Origin of the sequence: Pseudomonas sp. yb_9 (assembly GCF_043103635.1) — a bacterium.
Classification (GTDB): Bacteria; Pseudomonadota; Gammaproteobacteria; order Pseudomonadales; family Pseudomonadaceae; genus Aquipseudomonas; species Aquipseudomonas monteilii.
Map to the genome: position 1 here is coordinate 26048 of NZ_JBICKA010000059.1, position 18888 is coordinate 44935.

At 62.7% G+C, this 18888-nt stretch carries 11 protein-coding genes; 6 read left to right on the forward strand and 5 right to left on the reverse strand.

From position 1 onward, the window contains the following. The first annotated feature begins 61 nt into the window (after nucleotides 1-61). Nucleotides 62-2194 (forward strand): TonB-dependent siderophore receptor, encoded by a 2133-nt coding sequence (locus ACF8MI_RS17115; protein ID WP_060498702.1) that lies wholly within the window; start codon nucleotides 62-64, stop codon nucleotides 2192-2194. 40 nt (nucleotides 2195-2234) lie between these two features. Here ACF8MI_RS17115 and ACF8MI_RS17120 read toward each other — a convergent pair whose 3' ends face one another. Next, nucleotides 2235-3362: a GNAT family N-acetyltransferase gene (locus tag ACF8MI_RS17120; protein ID WP_200929173.1), complete on the reverse strand. Its 1128-nt coding sequence runs from the start codon at nucleotides 3360-3362 to the stop codon at nucleotides 2235-2237. A gap of 262 nt (nucleotides 3363-3624) precedes the next feature. Here ACF8MI_RS17120 and ACF8MI_RS17125 point away from each other — a divergent pair, with 262 nt between their 5' ends. Further along, a complete protein-coding gene (locus ACF8MI_RS17125) occupies nucleotides 3625-4869 on the forward strand; it encodes a putative porin (protein WP_392517609.1) in 1245 nt (414 codons plus the stop codon). Between the two features lie 137 nt (nucleotides 4870-5006). Here the strand turns inward: ACF8MI_RS17125 and ACF8MI_RS17130 are convergent, their stop codons facing one another. Continuing rightward, nucleotides 5007-6128, reverse strand: coding sequence for a beta-ketoacyl-ACP synthase III (locus tag ACF8MI_RS17130; RefSeq protein ID WP_019099150.1), 1122 nt, complete (start codon nucleotides 6126-6128; stop codon nucleotides 5007-5009). Between the two features lie 174 nt (nucleotides 6129-6302). Beyond that, nucleotides 6303-10208, reverse strand: coding sequence for an ATP-dependent RNA helicase HrpA (gene hrpA, locus ACF8MI_RS17135; protein WP_104835362.1), 3906 nt, complete (start codon nucleotides 10206-10208; stop codon nucleotides 6303-6305). A gap of 526 nt (nucleotides 10209-10734) precedes the next feature. Between hrpA and ACF8MI_RS17140 the strand changes: the two genes are divergently transcribed. Further along, nucleotides 10735-12099 (forward strand): glutamine synthetase family protein, encoded by a 1365-nt coding sequence (locus ACF8MI_RS17140; RefSeq protein ID WP_104835481.1) that lies wholly within the window; start codon nucleotides 10735-10737, stop codon nucleotides 12097-12099. Between the two features lie 24 nt (nucleotides 12100-12123). Continuing rightward, nucleotides 12124-13431 carry an FAD-binding oxidoreductase gene (locus ACF8MI_RS17145; protein ID WP_156868126.1) on the forward strand — a complete coding sequence of 436 codons (1308 nt, stop codon included), beginning with the start codon at nucleotides 12124-12126 and terminating at the stop codon, nucleotides 13429-13431. A 103-nt stretch (nucleotides 13432-13534) separates the two neighbouring features. Here the strand turns inward: ACF8MI_RS17145 and fadD1 are convergent, their stop codons facing one another. Next, nucleotides 13535-15232, reverse strand: coding sequence for a long-chain-fatty-acid--CoA ligase FadD1 (fadD1, locus tag ACF8MI_RS17150; protein ID WP_060498696.1), 1698 nt, complete (start codon nucleotides 15230-15232; stop codon nucleotides 13535-13537). 296 nt (nucleotides 15233-15528) lie between these two features. Then, nucleotides 15529-17217 carry a long-chain-fatty-acid--CoA ligase FadD2 gene (fadD2, locus tag ACF8MI_RS17155; RefSeq protein ID WP_060498695.1) on the reverse strand — a complete coding sequence of 563 codons (1689 nt, stop codon included), beginning with the start codon at nucleotides 17215-17217 and terminating at the stop codon, nucleotides 15529-15531. A 218-nt stretch (nucleotides 17218-17435) separates the two neighbouring features. Between fadD2 and ACF8MI_RS17160 the strand changes: the two genes are divergently transcribed. Both ACF8MI_RS17160 and ACF8MI_RS17165 read left to right on the forward strand, forming a co-directional pair. Then, a complete protein-coding gene (locus ACF8MI_RS17160) occupies nucleotides 17436-18380 on the forward strand; it encodes an alpha/beta hydrolase (protein ID WP_060498694.1) in 945 nt (314 codons plus the stop codon). Between the two features lie 34 nt (nucleotides 18381-18414). After that, nucleotides 18415-18885 carry a MaoC family dehydratase gene (locus ACF8MI_RS17165; RefSeq protein WP_051099445.1) on the forward strand — a complete coding sequence of 157 codons (471 nt, stop codon included), beginning with the start codon at nucleotides 18415-18417 and terminating at the stop codon, nucleotides 18883-18885. The last annotated feature ends 3 nt before the right edge of the window (nucleotides 18886-18888 follow it).

The following is an 18888-nucleotide window of genomic DNA, read 5'->3' on the forward strand; positions in this document are numbered from 1 at the left end:
GATCGTTTTATGCAGAAGGCGGCTGTTAAGATGCCGCCTTTTTCATGGTCGGAGCCCCCGCATGCCACCGCGTCACCCCCGCCTGCCCCTGAGCCTGCTCAGCCTGGGCTTGGCCCTGCATTGCCACCATGTGCTCGCCGAAGACAGCGTGGTGCTGGCGCCGCTGCAGGTGTCCGACACCTATGCCAACGATGGCTACCAGGCACGCCAGGCCGCGGTGGGTGGCTTGCAGCCCGCGCCCTTGCTCGATACGCCCGCCTCGGTCAGCGTATTCACCCAGCAACTGCTGGAAGACCGCCAGGTGCGCAAGCTCAGCGAAGTGCTGCAAAGTGACGCCTCGGTTGGCGACAGCTATGCCCCCATCGGCTACTACGAAAATTTCAATGTGCGCGGCTTCGAGCTGAATGCCGCCAGCAGCTACCGCATCAATGGCCAGACCATCGCCGGTGAGCAGAACGTGGCCCTGGAGAACAAGCAGCAGGTGGAGTTGCTCAAGGGCCTGTCAGGGCTGCAGAGCGGCATGTCGGAGCCCGGCGGCTTGGTCAACTACGTGACCAAGCGTGCCGAAGACGTGCGCAGCGTCACGGTATCGACCAATGAGCAAGGCGAACGCTACCTGGCCACCGACCTGGGCGGCTGGTTCGGCAGCGAAAAACAGTTTGGCCTGCGCGCCAACCTGGCCCATGAAGACATCCGCGCCTACGTCGACCACGCCGACGGCAAGCGCGACTTCGCCTCGCTGGCGTTCGACTGGCAGATCAACCCGGATGCCACCCTGCAGCTGGATGCCGAATACCAGCACCGCGAACAGCGCTCGGTGCCGGGTTACCAATTACTGGGCGGCACTGAAGTGCCCCACGGCATCGACCCGGATGACCGCCTGGCCTACCAGGATTGGGCCAAGCCGGTGCAGAACGACTCGCTGAACCTGGGCGGGCGCTTCGAGTACCGCTTCAACGAGGCCTGGACCGGCACCTTGAGTGCCTCGCGCAGCAAGGTGGTGATCGACGACTACAGTTCGTTCGCCTGGGGTTCGAGCGAAGGCGCATTTTTCGGCAACAATGGCGACTACGACATCTACGACTTCCGCAGCCCCGACGACACCCGCCGCACCGATGAGGCGCAGGCCATGCTCAATGGGCGGTTCGATGCGTTGGGCTTGGGTCATGAGCTGACCGTGGGGACCAGTGCGCAACGGCGTACGCTGGATCAGCGACCCAGCTATATGGAATGGGTCGGTACAGGCAACCTGTATACTGGTGCACCGGCTTTTGATCCATCCGATAAGTCCATCAGGTCAAGCGAGCGTCGCCTGGACAGCCGCCAGTATGGGCTGTTTTTCAGCGACCGAATCAGCTTCAACGAGCAATGGCAGATCGTGCTGGGTGCACGTGAAGTACGCCTGGACGAGAAAACCTGGAATGAAGACGGCGCAACTGGTCGCCACACCCGGCAGTACGAGTTGCTGCCTAACGCAGCGCTTATATACAAACCGCAGCCGGATACCACGGTATACGCCAGCTATTCCAAAGGCCTGTCGGCCGGCGGCACAGCGCCGTGGTTTGCGCTGAACAAATTCGAAATCCTCGCGCCCACTACCTCGCACCAACTGGAACTGGGCCTGAAGCACGATTGGCAAGGTGTGAGCTTCAGCGCCGCGCTGTTCCAGATCCGCCAGGCCTACCAGTACGCACGCCCGGACGGCGCCGGCAACTTCACCTATGTGCAGCAAGGCCAGCAGAAAAACACCGGCCTGGAACTGGGCGTCAGCGGCTGGGTGACCCACAACCTGCAGGTGCAAGCCAGCGCTGCGGCCATTCGGGCGCGGGTGCAAAACAGCGGCACCGAGGCCTATGAAGGCCATCAGGCGATCAACGTGCCCAGGTTCCGGGCAGCGCTGCAGGCAGAATACACACTGCCGGTGCCAGGCCTGGCGTTGCTGGGCGGGGCGCGCTACAGCGCCGGCAAGTCTGCGAGCCAGGCGGGAAACGTGGAGGTTGGCGGCTATGCGGTATTCGATCTTGGCAGCCGCTACCGAACGCGTATTGCCGGGTATGACACGGTGCTACGGCTGACCGTTGATAACGTGTTCGACAAACGCTACTGGCGTGATGCAGGGGATTACCTGGGGGATAACTACCTGTTCCAGGGGGCGCCACGTACGGCTCGGCTGTCGGCTTCGGTCAGTTTCTAGATTAGAGGCGCACCAAAGCCAACCTGCATCACCGAAGGCATCATTCCTGGCGGAAGGGCAACATTCCCCGTGCCTCCTCGGCATACCCCCTTACCCCTTCCCGCTCCTGCGCCAGGAAATCCTCCACCGCCCGCCGCAACCCGGGGTGCAGCAGGTAATGCCACGACCGCGTCAACACCGGCTCGAACCCGCGTATCAACTTGTGCTCCCCCTGCGCCCCGGCATCGAAACGCTGGTAGCCCTCGGCAATGGCAAAGTCCATGCCCTGGTAGAAACACGTCTCGAAATGCAACCGGTCGAATTCATCCAGGCAGCCCCAGTAACGACCAAACAGGCTGTCGCCCCCCACCAGGCTCAGCGCCATCGCCACATCGCGCCCACCCTGACGCGCCATCACCACCCGCATAGCCTCGGGCATGCGCTCGGCCAGCAGGCTGAAAAATGCGCGGGTCAGGTAGGGGGCACGGCGGCGCACCGCATAGGTGTTGGCGTAGCACAGGAAGACGAAATCCCACTGCGCCTCGTCCAGCTCATCGCCACGGTACCAGCGAAAATCAATGCCCTGCCCGGCCACCTGCTCACGCTCCTTGCGCATCTGCTTGCGCTTGCGCGAACTCAGGCTGTCGAGAAAGTCCTGAAAGTCCCTGTAGCCCCGGTTGCGCCAATGGAACTGACACCCAAGGCGCTCCATCCAGCCCGGCAGGCCTGCCAGCTGTGTGTCCAGTGCCGGGTCGGTGAAGTTGATGTGCGCACCGGATAACCCGCCCTTGCCAAGGTACTCGGGCAGGGCCTGCAGCATCATCAAACCGTCGGCAGGGTCCGCCGCCAACAGGCGTGGGCCGCTGACCGGGCTGAACGGTACTGCCCCCAGCAGCTTGGGGTAGTAGGCAATACCTGCCCGCTCACAGGCATCGGCCCAGCCATGGTCGAAAACGTACTCGCCAAACGAATGCCACTTGCGGTAAGCCGGCAACAACGCCCTCACCTGCCCGTCACGCTCCAGCACCAGGTGCTCGGCAGCCCATCCCGTGCTGCGCTGCACGCTGCCGCTGTCCTCCATCGCACTGAGGAAGGCATGGCGCAGGAACGGTTGGCCTGCGGGCACCAGGGCGTCCCAGGTGGCTGCCGGAAGATCACGCAAATGGGCAAGGCTGTACAGGCTGGTCACGGTTTCGGCTCGCTGTGTGAAGGCCTTCAGTATCCTCAAGGAAGGCCCGGCACTCAAATGACGAACGTCGGGCTGACCCTTTTATTCTCAATTACTTAACCGCAGTGCCACTAATTAGACATTAATCTGTCATTGGCCCCCGCAATACTTGCGCCTGTTTTCCGGAACCTCAGAACCTGTCTAGTCAGGCCCTTTCCGAAGACATGCCAACGCAGGGGCAGGCGCTTGAGCCTCCCCCATTTTTTTCAGTAGGGAGAACCTTATGCGTCTTGTTTCTACACTTACCGGAGTGAGCCTCACCGGCATGATGCTGGCTCTGAGCGCCCCGGCCAGTGCTGCTGTCGACGCCAAGCTGCTCGAAATGCTCCGCGCCAACGGCTCGATCAACCAGGCGCAGTACAACGAACTGCAGGGCGACCTGGCAAAAGAAACCAAGGAAAGGGCCGACCAGAAAGCTCAGTCTGAACGGATGAGCAACTTCGAACAGAAAGTGGCATGGGCCGCCAAGACCCAGATTAAGGGTGATGTGCGCCTGCGTTACGAAGACGTCAACGTTGACAACCCGATCTCCCGCAGCGGCAACCAGGACCGTGAGCGCGTACGTGCCCGTGTCGGCTTCTACAGCGAGATCAACCCGCAGGTTGACGCTGGCGTGCGTGTGGCCACCGGCAGCAGCGCCGATGCCCGTTCGACCAACCAGAGCCTGGACAACTACTTCGAGAAGAAATCGCTGTGGGTCGACCTGGCCTACCTCGACTGGCACCCGACTGCCGTACCTAACCTGCACCTGATTGGCGGCAAGATGATACAGCCATGGGTGAGCATGGGCGACATCATCTGGGACAGCGACATCAACCCGGAAGGCGTGGCAGCTACCTACAAGACCAACCTCGGCCCGGCCGAAGTGTTCGGCAGCATCGGCCACTACAACCTGAAGGACAACGTCGACGGCGACGGCGTGCAGTTCAAGCACGACGCGCAACTGTACGCGGCCCAGCTGGGTACCAAGTTCAACGCGGCTGACACCGTCAAGGTTACCGTTGGCGGCAGCGTATACGGCTACGACAACGACAAGGCCTCGGTTGCTCTGCGCTCGCTGGGCAACACCACCGACGAGTTCAACCTGGTTGAAGGCTTCGGTCAGGTCGATTTCACCGGTTTCGCCATTCCACTGTCGGCTTACGGCCAGTTCGTCAAGAACACCGAAAGCACCGACGGCAAGGACAAGGCCTGGCTGGCTGGTTTGAAGAGCAAGATCGGCGCCTGGAGCCTGGACTACAACTACCGCGACGTACAGCGTAACGGTGTTGTCAGCCTGTTCACCGACTCCGACTTCGGTAACGGCTTCACCGGTTCCCGTGGCCACAAGTTCAAGGTGGGTTACGAAATCGACAAGAACTTCGCCCTGGGCGCGGCCTACATGATGGCCAAGACCGACTACTCCAATCTGCCGAACAGCGATGCTGATGTAGACACGCTGCAGGTGGACCTGGAAGCCAAGTTCTAAGCACCCCCCTCCTCTGCTTCACCTGAAGCGGGAAATGCCGACCCCATCCGGCGTTTCCCGCTTTTTTTGCCTGTGAGAAATGCGCCGGCCTCTTCGCGGGCTCGCCCGCGAAGAGGCCGGTACAGGCTGACTAAGGATCAGCGCTTGCGCAGAATCACGCTACCAATCGAATACCCTGCACCAAACGAGCTCAATACGCCCAACGACCCCTTGGCCAGGTCGTCCTGATACAGGTGGAAGGCAATCACCGACCCTGCCGAACTCGTATTGGCATAGCGGTCCAGAATCACCGGCGCATCTTCCTCGGCCACTTCACGCCCCAGCAACTTCTTGACGATCAGGTGGTTCATGCTGAGGTTGGCCTGGTGCAGCCAGAAGCGCTTCACATCGCTCGGTTGCAGGCCATTTTCCTGCAGGTGCTCACCGATCAGCTCGGCCACCTTCGGGCACACCTCACGGAACACCTTGCGGCCTTCCTGGATGAACAGCTTGTCTGCGGCGCCCTCGCCCTCTTCCGCTGCCCGGTTGAGGAAGCCGAAGTTGTTGCGGATGTTGTTGGAAAACTCGGTCCACAGCTTGGTGCTGACGATGTCGAACTGGTGCGCCGAGGTGGCCTTGTCGGCACGCTCGAGCAACACCGCAGTGGCGGCATCACCGAAAATGAAATGGCTGTCGCGGTCACGGAAGTTCAGGTGCCCGGTGCACACTTCCGGGTTGACCATCAGCACCGCACGCGCCTGGCCCAGGGCCACGCTGTTGGCGGCAGTCTGGATGCCGAAGGTGGCCGACGAGCAGGCGACGTTCATGTCGAAGGCAAAGCCCTGGATGCCCAGCGCCTGTTGCACTTCGATGGCGATGGCCGGGTACGGGCGCTGCAGGTTGGAGCAGGCGACGATCACGCCATCGACATCGGCAGCTGTGCGGCCGGCGCGCTCCAGGGCCTGGCGGGCAGCGGCCACGGCCATTTCGCAGAGCACCGAGGGCTCGTCGTTGGAACGCTCGGGCAGGCGTGGTTTCATGCGCTGCGGGTCGAGGATGCCAGCCTTGTCCATCACGAAGCGGCTCTTGATGCCCGAGGCCTTTTCGATAAAGGCCGCATCGGACAGCGGCGCTGCTTCAACTTCACCGCGCTCGATGGCAGCGGCGTTGTCCTGGTTGAACTGCTGCGACCAGGCGTTGAAGGAAGCCACCAGTTCTTCATTGGAAATGCTCTGGGCCGGGGTGTACAGGCCGGTGCCGCTGATCACGACATTATGCACGGTCGTTCCTCTGGTCAAAGGCCATCGCCACAGGGCGCTGGCTGGGAATATGACAAGTTAGTGGCACTTTAGTACCAATTCAGGGGCGTACGTGCACCCTGTGGGAGCGGGTTCGCCCGCGAAGGGCCGCAACGCGGCCCCAAACTCCCTGAAGTTTGCCACAAATCGGGCAGGTTAGCCTTCCACCTGGCTCCACTGTTTGCTCAATCTTTTGTCGGAAATCGGCACCTTGGTGCCCAACTGCTGGGCAAACAGCGACACCCGGTATTCCTCCAGCCACCAGCGGTACAACGTCAGTTGCTCATCGCGCTTGCCTTCCTGGGCATGCTTGTCGGCACGGGCCTTGTACTGTGCCCACAAATTGGCCAGCTCACCGCTCCATACCCGGTCCTTCTGCACCTGCGAACCCAGCTTCTCCAGGCGCAGCTCCACCGCCTTGAGGTAACGCGGCAGCTCCTTGAACCAAACCCCGGGCGTTTCACGCACAAAGCCCGGGTACACGAGGTTGCCCAGCTGTTGCTTGATGTCGTTCAGCGCCACCGCCTGGGTCAGGTCGATCTTGCCCTTGAAGCGCTTCTGCAGCCCATGCCACAGCTTCAGCACCTCCAGCGTCAGGCGCGCCAGCCGCTCGGCATATTCGGCCCAGTTGCCGCGCTTACGCTCAGCCAGCCCGGCCAAGGCCGCACCATCACGCGGTAACGGCTGTTCGCCTTCAAGGATGCAGCTGTCCAGGCTGGCCAGCAGGATGTCCTCGACCAGTGCCTCGACCCGGCCCATTTCACGGTACAGCAGGCCAAGCTCGGTCAGGCCCGGCAGCTTGCCGCGCAGGTACTTGGCCGGCTCGGCCAGTTGCTGCAACAACAGGCGCTGCAGGGCGCGGCGGTGCTGGAACTCGGCTTCGGCCTGGGTCGAGAAACGCCCTTCGCGCACGCTACCGCCCTCTTCCACCAACGCCGGGTACACGGTCATCGACAGACCGGCAATCTTCTGTTGGGCGGTCTGCTTCACTTCGCTGAAGGCCTTGGCCTGCACCGGCTGCTCGCTCTTTTCAGTGCGCGGCACTGCCAGGGCAGCCTGGCTGGCGGCAGCAAAGCGCGCGGTCAGCTCGGCCAGATCGCGGCCCTCGCCAAGGAACTTGCCCTGGCCGTCGACCACTTCGATGTTCATGCGTAGGTGGCCTTCGACCAGCTGGACCGACTCGTCCCAGGCTTCGTCGGACACCCGCGCACCGGTCATGCGCAGCAGCTCCTGGCCCAAAGCCTGCGGCAGTGCGCCCTGACCGAAGGTCATACGCGCCAGCGAAGCCTTGACGAAGTCCGGCACCGGCACGAAGTTCTTGCGCAGGGCCTTGGGCAGGTTGCGTATCAGCGCCACGCACTTGGCTTCCAGCAGGCCTGGCACCAGCCATTCCAGGCGCTCGCCGGGCAGGCTTGGCAGCAACGGTGCCGGCACCCGCACGGTCACGCCGTCACGCGGGTGGCCGGGTTCAAAGTGGTAGCTCAGCGGCAGGCGCAGCTCGCCGACCTGCATGCTGTCGGGGTACTGCGCGGCAGTGACTTCGCTAGCCTGGCGGGCCAGCACGTCTTCCTCACGCATGATCAGCAGGTTGGCATCCTTCTGGCTGCCCATGCGGTACCAGCTGTCGAAGGTCGCGGTCTGGTGGATTTCCGCCGGCAGGCGCGCTTCGTAGAAGGCGTACAGCGTTTCCTCGTCAGCCAAGATGTCACGCCGGCGGGCCTTGGCCTCCAGCTCGTCGAGTTCTTCGAGCAGGCGTTTGTTGGCCGCCAGGCACTTGGCCCGCGACTGTATTTCGCCACCCACCAAGCCCTCGCGGATGAACAGCTCACGCGAAGTGACCGGGTCGATCGGGCCGAAATGCACCGGGCGGCGGCCGACCAGAATCAGGCCGTACAGGGTGATCTGCTCATAAGCCACCACCTGCCCGCGCTTCTTCTCCCAGTGCGGTTCGAAGTGGTTTTTCTTGACTAGATGGCCGGCCAGCGGCTCGATCCAGTCCGGCTCGATCTTGGCGACCATGCGCGCATACAGCTTGGTGGTCTCGACCAGTTCCGCGGCCATGACCCACTGCGGTCGCTTGCGCCCCAGGCCCGAAGACGGGTGCACCCAGAAACGCCGTTGACGCGCCCCCTGGTAGTCGCCCTCTTCGGTCTTCTGGCCGATCTGGCTGAGCAGGCCGCTGAGGATGGCCTTGTGCATCTTCTGGTAGTCGGACGGTTCCTTGTTCACCGTCAACTGCAGGTCACGGCAGATCAGCGCCAGCTGGCGGTGGGCATCGCGCCACTCGCGCAGGCGCAAGTAATTCAGGAAATGCTTGCGGCACCAGTTGCGCAGCGGGTTGGCCGTCAGCGCCTGGCGTTGCTCTTCAAAGCCGCGCCACAGGTTGACCAGCGCGGCGAAGTCGGAGTCCACGTCCTTCCATTGCGCATGAGCCTGATCGGCCGCCTGCTGACGCTCCGGTGGGCGCTCGCGCGGGTCTTGCACCGACAGTGCGCTGGTAACGATCAGCACTTCCTGCAGGCTGCCCAGTCGGGCGCCTTCGAGCAGCATGCGGCCCAGCCGCGGGTCGATGGGCAGGCGCGCCAGTTGGCGGCCAATCGGGGTCAGCTGGTTTTCGCGGTTGACCGCCGACAGTTCCTGCAACAGGTTGAAGCCATCGCTGATGGCCTTGCCATCCGGCGGCTCGATGAACGGGAACGCATCGATCGCGCCCAGGCGCAGGTGCAACATCTGCAGGATCACCGCCGCCAGGTTGGTGCGCAGAATCTCCGGGTCGGTAAACGCCGGCCGGCTGTTGAAGTCCTCTTCGCTGTACAGGCGTACGCAAATGCCCGGCTCGACCCGGCCGCAACGGCCTTTACGCTGGTTGGCACTGGCTTGGGACACAGCTTCGATGGGCAGGCGCTGCACTTTGGCGCGGTAGCTGTAGCGGCTGATGCGTGCGGTGCCGGTGTCGATCACGTAGCGGATGCCCGGCACGGTCAGCGAGGTTTCGGCCACGTTGGTGGCCAGCACCACACGGCGCCCGGTGTGCGGCTGGAAGATACGCTGTTGCTCGGCCGGCGACAGGCGTGCGTACAGCGGCAAAATCTCGGTGTGGCGCAACTGCGCCTTGCGCAGAATTTCAGCGGCATCGCGGATTTCCCGCTCGCCGGGCAAGAAGATCAACACATCGCCCGGGCCTTTGCCTTCACTGCGTTCGTGGTGCGCCAGCTCGTCCAGGGTGGCGAGGATGGCCTGGTCGACGGTGAGGTCGTCCTCGATCTGGTTGCCTTCCTCGTCCTGCTCGCTGGTGAGCGGGCGGTACCAAGTTTCCACCGGGAAGGTACGCCCGGACACCTCGATAATTGGCGCGCCATCGAAGTGTTTGGAAAAGCGTTCCAGATCGATGGTGGCCGACGTGATGATCAGTTTCAGGTCCGGCCGGCGATGCAGCAGTGTCTTCAGGTAGCCGAGCAGGAAGTCGATGTTCAGGCTGCGTTCATGGGCTTCGTCGACGATGATCGTGTCGTAGCGCTCAAGAAAGCGGTCGTGCTGGGTTTCGGCCAGCAGGATGCCATCGGTCATGAGTTTGACCAAGGTATTGGCATCGCTCTGGTCTTCGAAACGTACCTGGTAACCGACCAGCCCGCCCAGCGGCGTGCCCAGTTCTTCGGCAACCCGCGCTGCCACGCTGCGCGCGGCGATCCGGCGTGGCTGGGTGTGGGCGATCAGGCCATGGCTGCCACGGCCCAGTTCCAGGCAAATCTTCGGCAGCTGGGTGGTCTTGCCCGAACCGGTTTCGCCGGCGATCACCAGCACCTGGTTTTCGGCCAGGGCCTTCTTGATTTCGTCACGCTTGGCGGCGATCGGCAGGTTGTCGTCGTAGCGCACGGTCGGCACGCTCTGCTGACGTGAAGTGACCTGGGCGCAGGACGCCTGGACCTTTTCCACCCACTGCGAAAGCTTCGCTTCGTCGGGGCGCTTGCGCAGTTCGTGCAGTTGCCGGCGCAGACGATGGCGGTCGGCAATCATGGCGTGGTCGAGGTTTTGCAACAGTTTGTCGATGGCGTGGTCAGTCATGGGGCTTTTTAGTGATGCAGGTGAGCCTGCTTTTTCATGATCAGCATTCGGAAAGTTGGGCGATTGTCGCAGATTTGCCGGTTTTCTGCTGCCTGTACCGGCCTCTTCGCGGGCTTGCCCGCTCCCACAGGGATCGCATCAGGGCTCAGACCTGTGGGAGCGGGTGCGCCCGCGAAGAGGCCAGTGGCAGCCGCACAAATGTTTAGCCATGTGCGATGTAAAGGTTGCCATTCACTGCTTTAATCAACCTTACGCCGCATGTGAGTATCAAAAGCATGACTCCCGCCCAGCCCATCGCCCCACCGTCTTCCCGCCCTTCGCTACCGAAGGCCCGGAGCCGTGCCGGGGAAAATCCGCTGGTGCACATCATCCTCGCCTTCTGGGCACTGTGGCACTGCCGCCACGCGCGCCCACCGGACTGCTCGCTCACGCCTTTGTGACCAAACCCGGCCATCGTCTGGCCGTTTGACTCAACTGGACCGCGCGTTTTGCGCGAATGTCCTGTGCGCTTGTGAGCGAATTCATCATGCACTTTGCACCTGTAGAGCAGGCTACCCGTTTCCTGGCTGAAAACCCCGATGTCGAGTTGTTCGAGCTGTTCATCCTCGACGCCAACGGCGTACCACGCGGCAAGCTGCTGCACCGTGATGAACTGTTGGCCGTGTACCAGACCGGCCGGCCGCTGCCCAGCACTATCCTTGGCCTGACCCTGAACGGCGACGACGTTGAAAACTCGGGCCTGGTGTGGGACGTGGGCGACATCGACTGCCGCGCCTACCCACTCGAAGGCAGCCTGGTGCGTCTGCCCTGGCGCCGGGTGCCGACCGCCGCAGTGCAGGTCAGCATGCACCCCAGCGAAGGCCTGCCAGCCAGCATCGCCGACCCGCGCCATGTGCTGCTACGCACCATCGAGGCGCTAAAAGCCGACGGTTACCGCCCGGTGATGGCCTGCGAACTGGAGTTCTACCTGCTCGACCAGGAGCGTGACGCCCAGGGCCGCCCGCAACCGGCACTGGACAATGATGGCGGCCGCCCGCGCAGCACCCAGGTCTATGGCCTGCGTGAACTGGAACAGATCGAACCCTTCCTCGCCGACCTGTACGCCGCCTGCAAGGCGCAGGGCATCCCGGCGCGCACTGCGATTTCCGAGTACGCCCCCGGCCAGGTGGAAATTACCCTCGAACACGGCGACGCCCTGCAGGCAATGGACCAGGCCGTGCGCTACAAGCGCCTGGTTAAAGGCGTGGCCCACGCCCACGGCATGCAGGCCTGCTTCATGGCCAAGCCGTTTGCCAACCTGGCCGGCACCGGCATGCACATGCACCTGAGCCTGGCCGACAGCACGGGCAACAACCTGTTCGCCAGCGAAGACAAGGCCGGCACCCCGCTGCTGCGCCAGGCCGTGGCGGGCATGCTGCGCCACCTGCGCGACTCGCTGCTGCTGTTTTGCCCCAATGCCAACTCGTTCCGCCGCTTCCAGGCCAACAGCTATGCGCCGCTGGCGCCGACCTGGGGCGTGGACAACCGCACCGTGAGCCTGCGCGTGCCCGGCGGCCCGGCCAACAGCCGGCATGTAGAGCACCGCATTTGCGGCGCCGACGCCAACCCTTACCTGGCTGCCGCAGCGATCCTCGCTGCCAGCCATCGCGGCATCCGCGAACAGCTGGACCCAGGCGCACCGGTGGAAGGCAACGGCTATGCCCAGGCCACCGAGCACCTGCCCACCGACTGGCTGACCGCCCTCGATGCCCTGCAGCATTCCCATTGGGCTCGCGAAGCCTTGGGCGACGACTTCCTTGGCGTGTACCTGAAGGTAAAGCGTGCCGAGTACCGCCAGTTCATGGCCGAAGTCAGCGAGCAGGACTGGCGCTGGTACCTGCACCAGGCCTGAGCCCCTACCTAACAAGGAACACCCATGAACGCAGCATTGAACAAAGGCCCGGCGCAGCGTGCGCCGTCCTATTACACCGCCTCCCTCAACGACCACACCGAGTACCCGCAACTCAAGGGCACGGTGCAGGTGGATGTGGCCATCATCGGCGGCGGCTTTACCGGCGTGGCCACGGCGGTGGAGCTGGCCGAGCGTGGCCTGAAGGTGGCCATCGTCGAAACCAACCGCATCGGCTGGGGTGCCAGCGGGCGCAATGGTGGCCAGGTCACCGGCAGCCTGTCGGGTGATGAGGCCATGCGCTCGCAGATGCGCAACCACCTGGGTGGCGAAGTCGACGACTTCATCTGGCACCTGCGCTGGCGCGGACATCAGGTGATCGAGCAGCGCGTGGCGCGCTATGGCATCGACTGCGACCTCAAGCGCGGCCACCTGCATGCGGCAATGAAACCTTCGCACATGGACGAACTGCGCGCCTTCGAGGCCGAGGCCCGCCGCCGTGGCATGGGCGAGCAGGTGCAATTGCTGGACCGTGCGGCAGTGGCCGATCACCTGCAAAGCCCGCTGTACCTGGGCGCACTGAAAAACCTGCGCAACCTGCACCTGCACCCGCTCAACCTGTGCCTGGGTGAAGCCCGTGCGGCCTACAGCCTGGGTGCACTGATCTTCGAAAATTCCGAGGTGCTGGACATCGTTCACGGCCCGCGCCCGGCAGTGGTCACTGCCCATGGCCGGGTCGAAGCGCGCCAGGTAATGCTGGCCGGTGATGTGTATCACAAGCTGGAAAAGCGCCAGCTCAAAGGTAAGATATTCCCGGCCATGGGCGGCATCGTCACCACCGCGCCGCTGGGTGAGCTGGCCGAGCAGATCAACCCGCAGGACCTGGCGGTATACGACTGCCGCTTCGTGCTCGACTACTACCGCCTGACCGCCGACAAACGCCTGCTGTTTGGTGGCGGCGCCAATTACTCGGGCAAGGACTCACGCGACATCGAAGGCGAACTGCGCCCGTGCATCGAACGCACCTTCCCGGCGCTCAAGGGCGTGCCGATCGAGTTCCAGTGGAGCTGTGCCATGGGCATCGTGGTCAACCGCATTCCGCAGTTGGGCAAGCTGTCGGACAACGTGTGGTATTGCCAGGGTTACTCGGGGCATGGCATTGCCACCAGCCACATCATGGGCGAGATCATGGCCGAGGCGTTGACCGGGACGCTGGAGAAGTTCGACACTTTCGCGCAGTGCAAGCATGTGCGGGTGCCGATGGGGGACTTGCTGGGGAACCCGCTGCTGGCGGCGGGGATGTGGTACTACCAGATGCTTGAGAAACTGCGCTGAAGCATTCGCGGGCACGCCCGCTCCCACAGTTACAGCGCAGCCCTCTGGCTCAGCGCGATACCTGTGGGAGCGGGCGTGCCCGCGAAGAGACCAGTGAGGTCTATCAGGCGATCTTCTTCAGGCCCTGCTTCTTCAGCTCTTCATCACGCAGCTCGCGACGCAGGATCTTGCCCACGTTGGTAGTTGGCAACGAATCACGGAATTCGATCTGGCGCGGTACCTTGTAGCCGGTAACGTTGGCACGCATGTGCTCCATCACCTGCTCCTTGGTCAGGGTCATGCCCGGCTTGACCACGATGAACACCTTGATCACTTCACCCGACTTCTCGTCCGGCACGCCAATGGCAGCGCACTGCAACACGCCCGGCAAGGCCGCCAGCACATCTTCCAGTTCGTTGGGGTACACGTTGAAGCCCGAGACCAGGATCATGTCCTTCTTGCGATCGACAATGCGCATGTAGCCGTCCGCCTGGATCAGGGCGATGTCACCGGTTTTCAGCCAGCCTTCGCTGTCGAGGATTTCGGCGGTGGCGTCTTCGCGCTGCCAGTAGCCCTTCATCACCTGCGGGCCCTTGACGCACAGCTCGCCCACTTCACCCAAAGGCAACTCGTTGCCGGCGTCGTCGATGATCTTGCACAGGGTCGAAGGCACCGGAATACCGATGGTACCCACCTGGTTGGCCTCTGCCGGGTTCACCGCCGCCACCGGGCTGGTTTCGGTCATGCCGTAACCTTCGCAGATAGCGCAGCCGGTAACGGCCTTCCAGCGTTCGGCCACGCTCAGTTGCAAGGCCATGCCGCCCGACAGGGTGATTTTCAGCGCTGAAAAGTCCAGGGCGCGGAACGCCTCGTTGTTGCACAGGGCAACGAACAGGGTGTTGAGGCCGACAAAGCCGCTGAACTTCCACTTGCCCAGTTCCTTGACCATGGCCGGCAGGTCACGCGGGTTGCTGATCAGCACGTTGTGGTTGCCGATCAGCATCATCGCCATGCAATGGAAGGTAAAGGCATAGATGTGGTACAGCGGCAGCGGCGTGATAAGGATTTCGCAGCCTTCGTGCAGGTTGGAGCCCATCAGCGCCCGGCACTGCAGCATGTTGGCCACCAGGTTGCGGTGGGTCAGCATCGCCCCCTTCGCCACGCCCGTGGTGCCGCCGGTGTACTGCAGCACCGCCACGTCGTTGGCCTGCGGGTTGGCCTCGGTTACCGGCTGGCCCTTGCCCAATGCCAACGCGTCGTTGAAGCGTATGGCACGCGGCAGGTTGTAGGCCGGTACCATCTTCTTCACGTACTTGATCACGCTGTTGATCAGCAAGCGCTTGAGCGGCGGCAGCAGGTCGGCCACTTCGGTGACGATAACGTGCCTGACCTGGGTCTTGGGCACCACCTTTTCAGCCAGGTGGGCCATGTTGGCCAGACACACCAGGGCCTTGGCGCCGGAGTCGTTGAACTGGTGTTCCATCTCCCGCACGGTGTACAGCGGGTTGGTGTTGACCACGATCAGCCCGGCACGCATGGCACCGAATACCGCGACCGGGTATTGCAGGACATTGGGCAGTTGCACGGCAATGCGGTCACCCGGCTTGAGGTCGGTGTGCTGCTGCAGCCAGGCCGCAAACGCCCCCGACAGCGCATACAACTCGCCATAAGTGATAGTCTTGCCCAGGTTGCTAAAGGCCGGTTTGTCGGCAAAGCGTTGGCAGGATTGCTTGAGTACTGCCTGGATATTGGGGAATTCGTCAGGATTGATTTCCGCCGTAATCCCGGCTGGGTACTTATCCTTCCAAAAATGTTCGATCATGGAAGCCCACTCCTTCAGCAACAGCGAAGTTCGATTGGCGCGTCGATGCGCTTATTATTGATATGAGACGGCGGTTCGTTGCAAACCGGATCGTCTGAAAGCGGGCCGAGAGTAACAGCTTTGCCTGGGGTCGCCTAGAGGCCAAAACAGGCCTTACAGTCACAAAAATGACTCAATGAACAATACAAGTCATTTTTAGAGTTTTTAACCAAAATGTCGCAGATCAGGCTGTAACAAGCCGGTTAGAGCCGTTTAAAGGCATTCGCGGGCAAGCCCGCGAAGCAGCCAACCCGGCATTAAGCGATGTCGCGCAGCTCCCGCCGCAAGATCTTGCCCACCGGCGTCATCGGCAACGACTCGCGCAGCACAATGTGCTTGGGCACCTTGTAGCCGGTAAAGTTGGCCTTGCAGTAGGCCTTGAGCTCATCCACGCTCAGCCCCCCCTCACGCGGCACCACGAACAGCTTCACCGCCTCGCCGGAACGCTCGTCCGGCACGCCGATGGCTGCACAGTTGGCGACCTTGGGGTGGCCCATCACCACATCCTCGATCTCGTTGGGGTAAACGTTGAAGCCCGAGACGATGATCATGTCCTTCTTGCGGTCGACAATGCGGGTAAAACCGTCCGGGTCGATCACCGCAATATCACCGGTCTTGAACCAGCCGTCCGCATCCAGGGCCTGAGCCGTGGCCTCGGGCTGCTGCCAGTAGCCCTTCATCACCTGCGGGCCCTTGATGCACAACTCGCCCCGCTCGCCCAGCGGCATCTCGTTGCCGTCATCGTCGATCACCTTGAATGCGGTACCCGCCACCGGGATGCCCACCGTGCCCAGTCGGGCAAGCTTGCCATAGGGGTTGGTGCTGGCCACCGGCGAGGTTTCGGTCAGGCCGTAGCCCTCGACGATGCGGCATCCGGTAAGCGCTTCCCAGCGCTCGGCAGTGGCCTTGACCAACGCAGTGCCGCCGGAGTTGGTGACCTTCAGCGCCGAGAAGTCCAGCTGACGGAACCCCGGGTGATCCATCAGCGCAACGAACAGGGTATTCAGCCCCAGCAGTGCGGAGAAACGCCACTTGCCCAGCTCCTTGATGAAGCCCGGGATATCCCGTGGGTTGGTAATCAGCACGTTGTGGTTACCGGTGACCATCATGCACATGCAGTTCGCGGTAAAGGCATAGATGTGGTACAGCGGCAGCGGCGCGATCATCACCTCTTGCCCGTCCTTGAGCAGCTTTTGCCCGTCGGGGCCGTGCTGCGAGAAGCAGGCCAGCACCTGCAGCATGTTGGCCACCAGGTTGCCGTGGGTGAGCATCGCGCCTTTGGCCAAGCCGGTAGTACCGCCGGTGTATTGCAGCACGGCGATGTCGTCCAGGCTCAGCGGCACCGGTTTGGGTGACAGCTCGCGCCCTTGGCGCAGCACCTGTTTGAACGATACCGCCTGGGGCAAGTGATAGGCCGGCACCATCTTCTTCACTTTGTCGACCACGGTGTTGATCAGCCAGCCTTTGGCGGTGGGCAGCAGGTCGCCCATCTTCGCCTCGATCAGGTATTCGATGCCGGTATCGGGCAACACCTCCTGCACACGCTTGCCAAACATGTTCAGGTACACCAGTGCGCGCGCGCCGCTGTCCTTGAACTGGTGGCGCATTTCGCGCTCGGTGTACAGCGGGTTGGTGTTGACCACGATCAGGCCGGCGCGCATGGCACCGAAGACGGCGATGGGATACTGCAGCACGTTGGGCATCTGCACCGCGATGCGGTCACCCGGTTTGAGGTCGGTGTGCTGCTGCAACCAGCCGGCGAAGGCGGCTGAACGGCGCTCCAGCTCGGCGTAAGTCAGGGTCACCCCCAGGTTGCTGAACGCCGGGCGGTCGGCAAAGCGCTTGCAGGAGCGCTCGAACACCTCGACGACCGAGGTGTATGCATTGATGTCGATGGTGGAAGGCACGCCCGCCGGGCGCTTGTCATTCCAGAAGTCGGCTTGCATTTATTATTGTTCCTCTGCCTGGACCTGCACTGCGTCCTTTAGTCCATTACCTGATCGCCAGCCGGCGAACAGGCGTTGATCCGACGTTAACAGGTAAGTCCAAGGTGGCATATACGCCAAGTGCCGCCATTAACATTGTGAATCTTATTTGTGCCCTTCCTGCAATCCGGCCGGTTGTGCATACACTGTTCGGGTACCTGTGCGCACAAGGACCCGCCATGCCTCACGACGCCTTCTGGCTACCCGCCAGCGAGCACTGCAGCCTGTATGTGCACCAATGGCTGCCGGCCAAACCGGCGAAAGCCGTGGTGCTGCTGGCCCATGGCATGGCCGAGCATGCCGGGCGCTACCAACGCCTGGGGCAGGCCTTGAGCGAGGCCGGCTTTGCCCTGTTCGCGGCCGACCAGCGCGGTCACGGGCGCACTGCCGAACAGGGCAACCTCGGCCTGTTCGCCCGCCATCATGGCTGGAATGCCGTGGTCAACGACCTCGGCCGGGTGGCCCAGCACATCGGTCAGCAATACCCGTGCACACCGCTGTTCCTGTTCGGCCACAGCATGGGCAGCTACATCGCCCAGGCCTACCTGCTGCACCACAGTGCCAGCCTGCACGGGGCCATCCTGAGTGGCTCCAACTACCAGCCGGCGACGCTTTACCGCGTGGCCCGGCAGATTGCCCGGCTGGAAGCCTGGCGTCAGGGGCCGTTGGGCAAAAGTGCACTGATCGAGTGGGTGTCGTTCGGCTCGTTCAACAAGGCTTTCAAGCCCAACCGCACGGCATTCGACTGGCTCAGCCGCGACCCGGCCGAAGTCGACCTGTACGTCAAAGACCCGTTGTGCGGCTTTCGTTGCAGCAACCAGCTGTGGCTCGACCTGTTGCAAGGCTTGGCGCAGATCAGCCAGCCGAGTAACCTCGCGCAGATCGATCCGAACTTGCCGATGCTGGTGATCGGTGGTGAATGTGATCCGGTCAGTGCCGGCAAGCGTCTCACCCATCTGGCCGACGCCCTGCGCGCGACCGGCAATCGACATGTACAGCTGCGCGTCTATCCTGAGGCGCGGCACGAAGTGCTCAACGAAACCAACCGTGACGAGGTCACCGCCGATATTCTCGGCTGGCTTGAACAGGCGCTGGCCCTTGGCCGCCCTGTGCGCAGTGAATGATAGCCGCCCTCGCCCACCGCTTAAGGAAGCCCCGATGTCCCAGGTCACCAACACGCCTTACGAAGCCCTCGAAGTCGGCCAGAAGGCCGAATACAAGAAGTCTGTTGAAGAGCGCGACATCCAGCTGTTCGCCGCCATGTCCGGCGACCACAACCCGGTGCACCTGGACGCCGAGTTCGCCGCCAAGAGCATGTTCCGCGAGCGCATTGCCCATGGCATGTTCAGCGGCGCATTGATCAGTGCAGCAGTGGCCTGCACCCTGCCCGGCCCTGGCACCATCTACCTGGGCCAGAAAATGAGCTTCCAGAAGCCGGTGAAAATTGGCGACACCCTGACCGTGCGCCTGGAAATTCTTGAGAAGCTGCCGAAGTTCAAGGTGCGTATCGCCACCAATGTGTACAACCAGAACGATGAGCTGGTGGTCGAGGGTGAGGCCGAGATTCTGGCACCGCGCAAACAGCAGACTGTCGAGCTGGTGTCGCCGCCGAACTTTGTGGCCAGCTGAAGG

Bases quoted from the DNA above. Each gene is read 5' to 3' on its own strand.
- ACF8MI_RS17115 (WP_060498702.1), top strand. From the start codon at position 62: ATGCCACCGCGTCACCCCCGCCTGCCCCTGAGCCTGCTCAGCCTGGGC.
- ACF8MI_RS17125 (WP_392517609.1), top strand. From the start codon at position 3,625: ATGCGTCTTGTTTCTACACTTACCGGAGTGAGCCTCACCGGCATGATG.
- hrpA (WP_104835362.1), bottom strand. From the start codon at position 10,208: ATGACTGACCACGCCATCGACAAACTGTTGCAAAACCTCGACCACGCC.
- ACF8MI_RS17140 (WP_104835481.1), top strand. From the start codon at position 10,735: ATGCACTTTGCACCTGTAGAGCAGGCTACCCGTTTCCTGGCTGAAAAC.
- ACF8MI_RS17145 (WP_156868126.1), top strand. From the start codon at position 12,124: ATGAACGCAGCATTGAACAAAGGCCCGGCGCAGCGTGCGCCGTCCTAT.
- fadD1 (WP_060498696.1), bottom strand. From the start codon at position 15,232: ATGATCGAACATTTTTGGAAGGATAAGTACCCAGCCGGGATTACGGCG.
- fadD2 (WP_060498695.1), bottom strand. From the start codon at position 17,217: ATGCAAGCCGACTTCTGGAATGACAAGCGCCCGGCGGGCGTGCCTTCC.
- ACF8MI_RS17160 (WP_060498694.1), top strand. From the start codon at position 17,436: ATGCCTCACGACGCCTTCTGGCTACCCGCCAGCGAGCACTGCAGCCTG.
- ACF8MI_RS17165 (WP_051099445.1), top strand. From the start codon at position 18,415: ATGTCCCAGGTCACCAACACGCCTTACGAAGCCCTCGAAGTCGGCCAG.